This is a genomic window from Phycisphaerae bacterium (genome assembly GCA_018003015.1).
Lineage (GTDB): Bacteria > Planctomycetota > Phycisphaerae > UBA1845 > PWPN01 > JAGNEZ01.
The window spans coordinates 85,343-97,408 of record JAGNEZ010000019.1 but is presented as its reverse complement, the minus strand read 5'-3'; the positions used below and the strand labels follow the sequence as shown (position 1 = coordinate 97,408).

General features: G+C 65.1%; 10 protein-coding genes. 1 reads left to right on the top strand and 9 read right to left on the bottom strand.

The genetic code is table 11. The features are described from left to right. Positions 1-166 precede the first annotated feature (166 nt). The 9 genes from KA354_10895 to KA354_10855 all read right to left on the bottom strand — a co-directional run bounded on the left by KA354_10895 (position 167) and on the right by KA354_10855 (position 10,722). A complete protein-coding gene (locus KA354_10895) occupies positions 167-1,429 on the bottom strand; it encodes an NADH-quinone oxidoreductase subunit D (protein ID MBP7935143.1) in 1,263 nt (420 codons plus the stop codon). Positions 1,430-1,462: 33 nt separating this feature from the next. Then, complete coding sequence (locus KA354_10890) at positions 1,463-1,990, bottom strand: NADH-quinone oxidoreductase subunit C (GenBank protein MBP7935142.1); 528 nt, start codon at positions 1,988-1,990, stop codon at positions 1,463-1,465. A gap of 183 nt (positions 1,991-2,173) precedes the next feature. After that, positions 2,174-2,764, bottom strand: a complete 591-nt coding sequence (locus tag KA354_10885; protein MBP7935141.1) for an NADH-quinone oxidoreductase subunit B — start codon at positions 2,762-2,764, stop codon at positions 2,174-2,176. Positions 2,765-2,796: 32 nt separating this feature from the next. Continuing rightward, positions 2,797-3,234, bottom strand: a complete 438-nt coding sequence (locus KA354_10880; GenBank protein MBP7935140.1) for an NADH-quinone oxidoreductase subunit A — start codon at positions 3,232-3,234, stop codon at positions 2,797-2,799. 588 nt (positions 3,235-3,822) lie between these two features. Continuing rightward, positions 3,823-4,908, bottom strand: coding sequence for a hypothetical protein (locus KA354_10875; GenBank protein ID MBP7935139.1), 1,086 nt, complete (start codon positions 4,906-4,908; stop codon positions 3,823-3,825). 423 nt (positions 4,909-5,331) lie between these two features. Next, positions 5,332-6,711, bottom strand: coding sequence for a sigma-54-dependent Fis family transcriptional regulator (locus KA354_10870; GenBank protein ID MBP7935138.1), 1,380 nt, complete (start codon positions 6,709-6,711; stop codon positions 5,332-5,334). Positions 6,712-6,716: 5 nt separating this feature from the next. Then, positions 6,717-8,159, bottom strand: coding sequence for a HAMP domain-containing histidine kinase (locus tag KA354_10865; protein ID MBP7935137.1), 1,443 nt, complete (start codon positions 8,157-8,159; stop codon positions 6,717-6,719). Positions 8,160-8,180: 21 nt separating this feature from the next. Continuing rightward, on the bottom strand, positions 8,181-9,029 hold the full coding sequence (locus KA354_10860) for a type II secretion system protein (GenBank protein MBP7935136.1): 849 nt from the start codon (positions 9,027-9,029) through the stop codon (positions 8,181-8,183). A 10-nt stretch (positions 9,030-9,039) separates the two neighbouring features. Next, positions 9,040-10,722 carry a hypothetical protein gene (locus tag KA354_10855; GenBank protein MBP7935135.1) on the bottom strand — a complete coding sequence of 561 codons (1,683 nt, stop codon included), beginning with the start codon at positions 10,720-10,722 and terminating at the stop codon, positions 9,040-9,042. 377 nt (positions 10,723-11,099) lie between these two features. Here KA354_10855 and KA354_10850 point away from each other — a divergent pair, with 377 nt between their 5' ends. Beyond that, positions 11,100-11,981 carry a hypothetical protein gene (locus tag KA354_10850; GenBank protein ID MBP7935134.1) on the top strand — a complete coding sequence of 294 codons (882 nt, stop codon included), beginning with the start codon at positions 11,100-11,102 and terminating at the stop codon, positions 11,979-11,981. Positions 11,982-12,066: the final 85 nt, after the last annotated feature.

Here is a 12,066-nt window from a genome sequence, read left to right as displayed (position 1 = left end):
TCAACGGTGACTGGGATGCGTTCCAGAAGCATCGCATCATCGAGGAACGTCGCAGACTATACCCGTACCGGCCGCTCGTGCGCCGGGAACATAGGAAAGTTGCATAGCGGAAGGCGAGTTACACCCTACTCAATTCCGCGACGTTGCTCGGTGCAACGCCGGGGACTCACCGGTCCAGCTCCGCCGCGATGACGTTCAGACTGCCCAGGACTGCGACCACGTCGCTGATCTGGTGCCCGACGATCAGTTTGGGGAAGCACTGGTAGTTGTAGAAACTCGGCGGCCGGCACCGGGCCCGGTAGGGGCATCGTCCGCCGTCGCTGGCCAGGTAGAAGCCCAACTCGCCGTTGGCCGTCTCCTGGGCGGCGTAGACCTCGCCGATCGGCGGGTGAAATCCCCGGCTGGTCATGATCCCTTCGAAATGATGGATCAGCCCTTCGATCGAGAAGTAGACTTCCCGCTTGTCGGGCAACACCATCTTGCTCTCGGGGCTCACGTTCACCGGGCCGGCCGGCAGGTTGTCGATCAGGGTCTCGATGATGGCCAGGGACTGGCGCATCTCCTCCAGCCGCACCAGGTATCGGCCGTAGACGTCGCCCAGGGCGCACACCGGGACCTTGAACGGCACGCCAGGGGAGCCCCGGCCATCCCAGTTGTCCGCGTAGCACAGGTAGGGCTCGTCCTTGCGCAGGTCGCGGGGCACGCCGGACGCCCGGGCCAGCGGGCCGGTGACACTCCAGGCGATCGCGTCCCCCCGGCCGAGGTAGCCGATCCCGCGGGTCCGCTCCATGAAGATGCGGTTGCGGGTCAGCAGGGCGTCGATGTCGTCCAGGGTTCGGGGCAGGGCCCGGATGAAGGACCTCACGTGCCCGGGCCATTCGGCGCTGATGTCCATGCTCAGCCCACCGACCCGGGTGTAGCTGGTGGTGAAGCGAGCTCCGCAGACTTCTTCGAAGAGGTCATTGATGGCTTCGCGCTCGTTGAAGCCGTAGAGGAAGGCGGTCAGTCCGCCCAGGTCGAGAGCCCCGGCCCCGATGCACAGCAGGTGGTCCTGGATGCGGGCCAGCTCGGCGATGATCGTGCGGATGGCCTTGCACCGCGGGGTGATCTCGACGCCGAACAGCCGTTCGCAGGCCGCGTGCCAAGCGATGTTGTTGGCCATCGGACTGACGTAGTTCATCCGGTCGGTGATGGTGACGTACTGGTTGTAGTCCAGGTGCTCCCCGAGTTTCTCGAAACCGCTGTGCAGGTAGCCGATGTGGGGCGTGCAGGCCAGCACCGTCTCGCCGTCGAGTTCGAGCACCAACCGGAAGGTGGTGTGCGTGGCCGGGTGCTGCGGCCCGAAGTTGAGCACCCAGACGTCGCCACCCGGGTGTTCCGGGGCAAACCTGCTGGGCTCGGGTGCGGTCAGCGTGGCCGGCGAACTCATGCGGCACTCCTCGTGTGGCACCGTGGCGGCATTTCAGGCGCTCTCCCGGGTGACCTCTTCGAAGCTCGTTCGCTCGCCGCGGCCGCGGAGCGGGTAGTCCTTGCGCAACGGGTGGGCCGCGAAGCCGTCCCAGGTCAGGATCCGCCGCAGATCGGGATGCCCGTCGAACCGGATCCCGAACAGGTCGTAGACCTCGCGCTCCGGCCATTCCGCCCCCTTCCAGATCGGGCAGACCGAGGGCAGCCGCGGGTCGGGATCATTGGCGAAGCACTTGACCCACAGCCGGTGGCCGTGCGGCACCGAGAGCAGGGCGAAGACCACTGCGTAGCGATCCCCGGCCTCGGGGTAGTCCAGGTAGTCGATCCCCGCCAGGTCGGCAAGCTGGTCGAAGCGGGTACGCGGATCATCCCGCAGGAACTCCAGAACCTCCAGAAGGCGGGCGGCTTCGACCCGAATGCAGATCTGCTGCAGACCGCCGCCACCGGCGGGCAGCAGAGGACCGGCCCGGAAGTCGAGCTCCGGAAAGCGTTCGCGGAGTGCCTGGATGACGTCGGCGTCCATACCGTCTTATACCTCTAGAGAACCCCATTCCGCCGTCGAACAGGATTCACCGAGTCCCGTTCCCCCGGACCCCGGTGATCGGTGACGGCCCTGGATGGAAAGACCATGGCGGAACGCCAATCGCAAAGCCCTGCGGGTACGAGGATCGGACAGGGTCTCTCTCAACGCACCATTCTCCATTCTTCATCGCCCAGCGTTACGCCCCGGGACGCCGGTGTTCACCTGATAGAGCCGCTCGGCTTCCCGCGGTCCGCCTTCAACCACAAGCCCCAGTCCCTTTCCCCGTTCCCGGCTGCTCCGCACCCCATCCTGATCGACGATCTCCTGGATCATCATGATGCCTTCGATCAGCGTCTCCGGCCGCGGCGGACAGCCGGGCACGTAGACATCAACGGGGATGAACTGATCGACGCCCTGGACGACCGCGTAGGTGTCAAACACGCCCCCGCTACTGGCGCACGCCCCCATGCTGATCACCCATTTGGGCTCGCACATCTGCAGGTACAGCCGCTGCAGAACGGGCATCATCTTGATCGCCACCCGCCCGGCGCAGACCAGCAGGTCCGCTTGCCGCGGGCTGAACCGGGCCACCTCGGCCCCGAACCGGGCGATGTCGTAGCGGCTGGCGGCCGTCGCCATGAACTCGATCCCACAGCAGGCGGTCGCGAACGGCAGAGGCCACAGCGAGTTCTTCCGGCTCCAGTTGACTGTGTTCCTGCGGATCAGATCGACGACGAAGTCCAGCCGCGTGGTCACCACGTCGCTGGCGGTCATGACATGGTTCGCCCGGCCCTGTTGCAGAGTGTTCAGCTCCATCGGAACACCCCCTTGCGCCAGGCATAGGCAAAACCCGCCGCGAGGATGGCTACAAATAGGCCCATCTCGGCCAGCATGAAGCCCTTGGTCAAGAACGGCTGCCCATCACGGATCAACTGGCCGACGGCCGACGACTCCGGCCCTCGGGCCACATCCTTGAACAGGGGCGCCCACAACCACAGGAAAACGATCTCGATATCGAACAGGAGAAACAGGATCGCGACCAGGTAGAAGCGGACATTGAACCGCCCGCGGGCGTCGGCCACCAGCGGCATGCCCGATTCGTAGGTCTCGTTCTTGACCGGGCCACTGCGCTTCGGGCCGATCAGGTGCGTCACGACGAGGATGCCGACGGCCATCCCCGCCACGATGAGCAGGAGGATGGCCACCGGTGCGAACGACCCAAACGCGAGTGCTGCGGCTTTCATGTGTCCATCTCGCTCGCATGCCGCCCATCCCGGACGCCGATGCAGGGGATTGTAGGTCGCAGATGGGCTTTTTCAAGAAGTCCGTTCGCCTGCGGCTCCGATCGCGCCGGGCCGGGTGAGAAATGCGCCCCCTCTTCCCGGACATGAACTCCGCAGGTGAGAAACCGTCAGCCGATGCACGGGATCATCCCGACGTTCCGAGCTCGGAGACCACGACGCTCTCCAGGGTCAACGGCGTTGCGCGACCCAGCCCGGAGCCGCGAAGTGCACACCGGGGACCCGCGCCTCCCAAGCCCTCTCGTCGACCAGCCAGGGTCAGGGGCGGTTTCCACCGGAGGCGCGATCGACGTGCCCTTCGAGTCTCTGATTCTGGCGGAGTCCCGCAGATCGTGGCGGATTGGAGTACGGGCCTGGTGAAATCGGCGACGGCGGCCGCAAGACGAAAAAAGACAAGTAGGGGTGGTTCACGAGGTGCCCCGGGCGTGCCCGGCCGGGCATTCTGGTCAGAGCACTCGGGCTTCCCCGAGTGCCCAGGTCTCCTTGTCGCCTGGGCACTCCTGCCCGTCACATGCCACGGCGGTGATCAGATCAGTCGTCGCAGGTCTTGGGCGCCGCAATGGTCGGGCCGCTGAAGCACTGGACGAAGGCGTCGAAGTCGGAGGAGTCGATGAGATTGTTGCCATCCAGATCCGGGCTGAAGAAGCCGTCGGTGTTGGTGTCGTCGCGGTCCAGGCAATCGCACCGGCCGACATCGAACTGCTCCGCGATGGTGGCAGTGTAGCAGAGCTGCCAGAAGCCGAAATCGGCCTGGTCCACGTCGCCGTCGCGGTCGATATCCGCGAACGGATCGCTGCAGGTGCAGGCCGCCGCACCGGCGCAGTCCGGATCGGCGCAATCCATCAGCCCGTCCCCGTCGTCATCGGCCTGGTTGTAGCAGATCAGTTCGGGCAGCGGCCCGACCGTGGTGTCGTCCACGTCCACCCAGTTCTCAACGTCGGCGCTGTCCTCATTGGCCACCAAGGAGGCGACCCCCGCGGCAAACAAGGGCGGCTCGGTGTCGAGGCACGTGGCCTGCCATTCAACCGGCTCCGCCGTGTCCGCGACCCAGGCTCTGGCCCGCAACTGCACCCCGCCGGCCACATTCAATACCTCCGCCCGCAGCCACCAGTCCTTCGAGGGGTCAAGCCCCAGCCTCACGTTGCTGTCCGGACAAGGATCGAATACCTCGCCGCCCAGCAGTTTCTGGATCTGCAGATAGCCTCGGTCGTCAATGACGAAGACGTAACCGCTGAGCGTGTTGGTGTTCAAACGCAACACCCAGCCGGCGTTCATCTCCGAGCTGGTGGGCGTGGCCGCAAAACGCGGGTTGGTCGACCACTTGATGAGCATCAGACCGCTGGTGTCGCCCAGGACCTGCATGGGATCCAGCATCAGGCCCGAATCGTTGTCCGGGGTCGCGGTCGGCAGGTTGGCGAAGCCCATCCGCAGGCTGCCGTTGACCACCGATACCCTGAACTCATCGACGCCCTGCATGACCAACGCGGCATCGAACTCAAACAGGCCCTGCGTGGTGCCGTCATCGTAGTTTCGCGACCATCCCGCGGCGAAAACCGGCCCGGCGGCCAGAACGTATGCGGTCACGGCCAGCACGGTCGCTCGAATCATACTCGACATGGATCATCCTCTCTTCCTTCCGGATCGACTAAATGGCACGCGGCCGGGCCCCGTCACAACGCGACGACAGGAACGCACCCGTCCGGGCTCGTGGATAGGCTCAGCATGAAGGGGGGCAGTCTCGCGGGGTCCGCGGCACCCCGTCGCGAGCGCAGAAGTCATCGCAATGGCGGATGATCCGACCACGGGCTCCTCCTTTTCAGAGGTGCTGCCGGGTCTTCGGCCCTTCGCCCCCCAGCAGCATCGAACGGCCCGCATCCTTGACGGACAGAACCAGACATGTCGGCGAGCGTCGCCAGTCGGCCCTGCCGTCTGGCATGGCGAGCTGGCCGCCTGGGCCATGCCATGCGCTATGTTCAGAATAGACGCCCGGATTGCGGAGTGCAAGCTTTTTCCGGCCACCCCCCCGCCCCGACCCCTGCATCACAGGCCCAGTTTCTCCATCTTGTGTCGCAGCCCCCCCCGGGTCAGGCCGAGAAGCCGGGCAGTTTCCGACACGTTGCCCTTGGTGAACTCCAGGGCCGCCTGGAGCAGCTTCCGCTCGACACCGGACAGGGTGCAGTCCTCACGGGCAAAATCGAACTGGGTGCTGCCGACCGGTGGCGTCGCGGCGACGCTCGCTCCTTCCAGCCCCAGCATGGCAGGTTCCAGCTGGTCGGAATCGTTGATCAGCACCGCTCGCTGGAGGACGTTGGCCAATTCTCGCACGTTGCCCGGCCAGGGGTACCGGCGCATGACCTCCCGGGTTCGGAGGGGCACGGCCGGGACTCTCTTATGCAGGTTGCGGCAGAAGGTGCCCAGGAAGTGCTCGGTGAGCAGAAACAGGTCATCGCCGCGGGCCCGTAACGGGGGTAGCTCGATGGCAAAAACCTTGAGGCGGAAGAACAGGTCGGCCCGGAACGCTCGTTCCTCCACCCTGCGCTGAAGGTCGCTGTTGGTGGCGGCGATGATACGCACATCGGCCGATCGCTCGGCGGCCGCGCCCAGTCGCCGGTATCGCCCGCTCTCGATCGCGACCAGCAGCTTGGCTTGAGTCGAGCTGGGCATGTCGCCGATCTCGTCGAGGAACAACGTGCCTTCGTGGGCGGTCTCGAACAGGCCCTTGCGGGTCGCCTTCGCGTCCGTGAAACTGCCCTTCTCGTGGCCGAAGAGCTCGGCTTCGAAGAGGTTCTCGGGGATGGCGGTGCAGTTCACCTGGACGAAAGGGCGGTCCGGCCGCAGGCAGTGGTGGTGAATGTAGCGGGCCACGACGCCCTTGCCGGTGCCGGTCTCGCCCAGGATGAGCGTGGTGACCAGCCCGCCGCCCGGGTCGGCCGGCAGGGCCGCAATGCGCTGGGCGATGGAGAGCACCTGGACGATCTCCGGGCACTGGCCGACAATCCGGATATCCTCGGACTCGCGGCGCTGAGCTTCCTGGAAGGCATCCAGGCGATTGCGGATCCGGCGATTCTCGAGGCATCGATCGACCGCCAGGCAGACCTCCTCCATGGAGAGCGGCTTCTGGATGAAATCCACCGCCCCCTGTTTCATGGCCGCCACCGCCGATGCCACCGTGCCGTAGGCGGTGATGACGATGACCGGCACGTCCATGCCTTCCTGGCGGAGCCGGGCCATCAGGTCGATGCCGTTGCCGTCCGGAAGCTGGACGTCCAGGAGGATGAGATCGGGTAGCTGGCGATTGCACTCTGCCAGGCCCGCGGCGATCCGGTCGGCGACGCGGCAGGTGTGGCCGGCACGCTTCAGGGCCAGCTGCAGCGAGTAGCTGAGGTTCTCTTCGTCATCGATCACCAGAACATTGGCCATCGAGTTCAGTTCTCCGAGATGAGCCCGGGCATCAGGGCGTCAAACCGGCTGCCCTTGCCGAGTTCCGACTGGACCTTGAGTTCACCGCCGTGAAGCCGCACCACCTTGTTGGCCATGGCCAGCCCGATCCCGTTGCCATCCGGCTTGGTGGTGAAATAGGGCAGGAAGATCTTGTGGTGAAGCTCGTGGGGTATCCCGACGCCGTGGTCCTCGACCGTGAGTCGCCATCGCCCGCGAGACTCGGGAATCGGTTCGGCGGCCACCCGTACCGATTGCCCCTTCTCCGAGGCCTGGACAGCGTTGGTGACCAGGCTGACCAGGGCCTGCTCGAAGTGCAGGCTGTCCAACTGGACCGGCCCCATCTTCCGGTCCACCTCGATCTGAACGTCGATGCCCCGGCGGTCGAGCATCGGCCGCAGGGCGGTCACCACGCTGTTGAGCACCTCGCCGATCGCAACCGGCTGCAGGTTGAGTTCGAGCGGTGATACCGATTGCTGCAGGTCGCGAAGCCATTTCTCGAAGCGATCCACGGTGTTGATGATCCGCTTCTGGCACTCGGTGGTCTGCTCGTCATCGGGGTGGCTCTGAATGGTGGCTTCGGCCAGGCCCCGGATTCCGGCCAGGGGATTTCGGATGTTGTGGGCCAGCCGGGTGACCATCTCGCCGGCCGCGGCAAGCCGTTCCTGCTCGACCATCTTGGTCTGCATCTCGATAATGGTCGAGCTCATCTGGTTCACCTCGCCGGCCAGGCGTCCCAGCTCGTCGCTGGCCTTCGGACGGATGCGGTACTCGAAGTTGCCGTGCGAGATCTGCTTGGTGGCTTCGCGGAGATCGGCGATCGGGTTCATGACCCATCGCCGCACGAAGAACACGCCCACGGCACAGAGCACGCCGCCGACCGCGGTGTTGACGACCAGGATGGTCATCACCTGCTCCTGGATACGCGCAGCCTCGGCCACGTTACGCTCCCGCTTCTGGCTGAACAGGCCGTTCGTCTCCAGCAGCAGCAGATCCAGCTGCACAAACGCCTGCTCCTCCTCCGGCGACAACTCGCCGGCCGGCTGGCTGGAAGACCGTCTTGCCAGGAATTGCTGGGCGGCAGTCTTCTGGTCCTGCAACGCCCACTCGATGGCCTGCCCCCGCGTATCCCCCGGGTCCTCCGACAGCCGGCTCAGGATCGGCAGCATCGCTTCGGAAAACTGATACTGGAGATCCTCGCACTCCTTCGCCAGATCAGCCGGATCGCGGGCGTCATCGAGCAACTCCCGCTGCCGTCGGAGAAGCTGCCGAAGCTGCCCGATCTGCTCCTCCTCGGTGGCCTCGGACTGGAAATCGTGGAAGGCCGAGTCAAAGTAGACCGCGATCCCCCAGGCAGACATGCCAAAATTCGCAGACAACGACACGACGTAGATGAAAATCAGCAGTCCGAATTTGTACCTGAGGTCCACGTTCAGCTCTTACGGTGAAGGCTACTGCACGGGGTGCTGGTATTTCCAGTCCCACCCTCCTTGGGTCTGGGGCCGGGATGAGGAAAGAACCTGCCCCCCGATGAAGGCCGCATTCAGCGCCCCCGCGTGACGCAGGGCTGGATTCCAGAACATCCCAAGGGCGTACTTGTCGTCCGCGCCGCCCGGCGGGGCCGAGTAGTACGGGAGCACCCCACGCTCCTTGGCCAGGGCACCGTCCACATCGAACGCCAGCGGCACTGATGGGTGGTTCATGATCCCCTTGGACAAACGCACTTCACGCAGAATCTGCCGGCCACCGACTTCCACGGCCGCCCATGCGAGACGCATGTTGAAGCCCACACTCACGTTCTCCAGCGGCTTGACCGCCTCGGCCTGGCAGGGCAGCAACGCGTGACGAGACAGAACCTGCGGGCCCGACGGGCAGATCATCGCCTGGTCCTCGGGCTTGTAGTCCGCAACGGCCGTCGGCGAGCCAAACGCAAACTGAGAGGCCCCCGACGGCGCCTTCCAGAACTCATCTATCCCGTAGAGCCGCTCCTGGAAGTCCTCGATCCGAAAACCCGGCCGCCCGTCCTGGTCGCTGTCCCCGCGCCAGGGGTGAGCATTGTCGTCGGCGAACTGAATGAACTCGAACGCGATCGTCTTCAGCTTGTTCTTGCAGACAAAACCCTGTGCCGAATTGCGCACCCTCGCCATCGAGGCCGCCACGATGCCGAGCATCAGGGCAATAATGCCTACCACCACGATCAACTCAATAAGCGTGAAACCCGCCCCCGACGCCCCAGTCCGCCATCGCCGCCGAGCGATCGGCCGAACACCGGGCCACCGGATGCGCTGGTTGAACCGCACCTGTCTACCCTCAACGCCCACACAGCGGGTTCGCGGAGATGCCGGCTCCGCTCAGACACGGAACCAGCAGCAGCATATCATCATGATCGACGTCGTCGTCCTTGTCGAGATCCGCGATACCGCACTCCTCATTCGGCGGCCTCATGCCTCTCCCGCTCAGGCAGGCCTGCAGACGACCGAAATCGTCGAGATCGACGTCGCCGTCGGTGTCCAGGTCGCCGGGGGCGTAGCGAAGCGCCGGGATGGCCGCAATATCCCCCGCGCCCACCAATCCATCATAGTCTACATCATAAACCGAAAAGTTGGTGCCGAATCGCGGCAAAACCACTTTCCCGTTCGTGGACCCGTCGGCATCCGAACCCGGCTGACCGTCACGCGCGACGACGAAACTCCCCAGATTGGCCACGTCAAGAAGCGTAACCCGCCCGTCGCCGTCGAAGTCACCCGGGATCACATTCGGGTGAATGTCCGTCCAGACAAACCAGGAACCGGGTGATGAGAGAGTGTAACTCGTTCCCGCGACAATGGTTACGCGCCAGTAGATCGGGTTCATGTACACGTCCGGATCCTGGTCCTGCCAGGGGGCAATGATCGCAAAGTCCGGCTGCTCGCGCTGGGAGGAAGTGGCGACCGCCACGCTGTAAACCAGATCCGACAGGGCTTCGTGAATGCTGTTCTGGTTGGACGGATCGCCATCGTCGGCTTCCGGCCAGGGCTTGCCGTCCCCCATCTGGGACGAGCCGTTGTTGGTCAGCGGGTATACCAGACTCACCGTCGTCCTGTTGGTCGCCATGCTGTGGGCGAACTGGGCGCGGGATCGCGGCCAGTAGCTCCCCGGTCTTCCGAGACAGCAGGCCACACTGTAGGGCTCGTACCCGTGGGCTCGAGAGAGGAATCGCCCGACGAGACGCCAGGTCTCCCCAGCCTCGAAAATCAGGTCGCTATCACTGGCTTCGGCTCGGAGGATGCTCTCGATATTCCAGTTCTGAAGCTCGATGTGAAACTCCTCGCCGCTCCGGTCCACCAGGGGAGCCGTGACGATGTCTCTGTCGAACGCACCGTCGCTGATGGCCGCCCGCACGGAGAGGAAGGGCTCTCTGGGCAGACCACCAAAACGGCCGACGTTGCCCAGGTAACGCAGTTCCGGGCGATCCAGTTCTCCGCCCGTGTCGGGATTCTCATCAATGTCAAACTCGATGTACCCCAGCACGGGATGCGGACCATACAGGAAGGGCTCAAAAGCCGGGTTCCCGCAGCAGGCCAAAGGCCCCGGAGGATTCACCAGCCCGCTGAAAACAACATCCAGCCGAAAGAAATCGCTGCTCGTGGACCACGTGCCCCAGAAGGGATTGCCCCGCGGATCGTAGCACTCCCAGTAACCGATGCTGTACGACACGATATCGGGAAGACGATGGGCGGCGGGGTCAACGGTTCCGGTCGCACCCGCGTCGGTTCTCCTGATCACCGCATCCCCAAGGATATCGGATTGCGTCCGTGCGACTGAGTCCGCCAGGCAGGCCGGTTCACCGGGCGCCCCGGCCACCAGCACCGGGACGCCGCAGGTCGCAACCCACGCGAAGACCACCAGGAATGCCGGCGGAGAAAGGCTGACGCCATGCCTCGATTCAAGCACACGCGTCAGCCTGCTCCCGGTTGCCGGTGCAGTCCACGGCAGGTTCCTGGAGCCAGGCACGATGGCGGTCCTTTCTGACGGGGAGTCGGTTCGAATCGGGTGAGGATGAAGGACGCAACCCCATCGCGGGTTGACGCCGACCTCCTCCCGTCCTCGGTTGTGCTCCGCTAGCCGAACATACGGCGACCACGCTGACTCCGCCTCGCCGACCCTGACTATCTCAGGTCGTCGAGCCACGGTGTTAACGGCGCGGCCCTCGTGTCGGGGCTCTTCAGCCTCGACTTCCATTCCTAAGCGTATTCTATCACCGAGGGGTTACCTTGTGCACGCCGACTCCCGCCAACTTGACTGACGGGCTCCGGGGGACGCCCCGTTGCATCTCATCTGCAGGGTCGATAGCCTGTTCCGACCGGAATACCCCAACAGGTGAACGGCGGATGGGCGCTCGTGTGGAATGGCACTGCGGTTACGATCAGCTGGCGGCGCGGCACGGACTGACCGACCTCGCCGCGGTGTTCGCTTGGCAGGACGGCGATCGACTCGACAAAGCGACGCTTGAAAGCTGGCGGCAGCGGTGGCGGATCAGGTTATCGGACGTCGGACCGTCCGCCGTCCCCGGGGTCCTGTTTCTCAAACGCTTCGACCACCCGCCGCTGCGGCACCAGTTCGAGCGGTGGCGCCAAGGACATTGGCTGGCGAGCACCGGCGGGACGGAGTGGGGGAATGCCCGAGCCTTGGCGGCGGCCGGGGTGTCGGCGGCTACGGCCGTGGGATACGGCCAGCTGATGGCTGGCCCCTGGGAGCGGCGGAGCTTCGTGGTCTTGGCGGAGGTCCGGGGCGACTCCCTGGAGCGGTGGCTGCCTCGACATCTCGCTCCTGCCGCCTTCGAAACCGACCATCAGCGCCGACGGACCCTGTCCGATCAACTGGCGTGCTTTGTGGCCCGCTTCCATCGGGCGGGCTTTGTTCACCGGGACCTGTACCTGTGCCATATCTTCTTCGATGCCCAGGCGGAGGCCGAGCCAGGTGGCGACGGTCGCCCACGGTTCACGCTGATTGATCTCCAACGCGTGTTCCGGCCAAAATGGCGGTTCCGGCGGTGGGTGATCAAGGATCTGGCCGCCCTGAGCTTCTCGGTGCCGAGCGACCGGGTCGGGCCTTTCGAGCGGTTGCGGTTTCTCTGCCGGTATGCACGGGCCTGCCCGCGCTTTGGGACCGCCCGAGAGCTGGCCGGACCGGTGGCAGCCAAGGTCGCCAGGATGGCCAGGCGGCACCCCGCGCCCTTGGCCGGAGAGTGGAGCCGCGGTGGGGTTACTTGAGAGGCGAGACCGACGGGCGTGAGGAACAGGATGGAAAACGACAGAAGGGCAAGAGGCTGCTCCCGGGCTGGCCAAGAGACGAGCC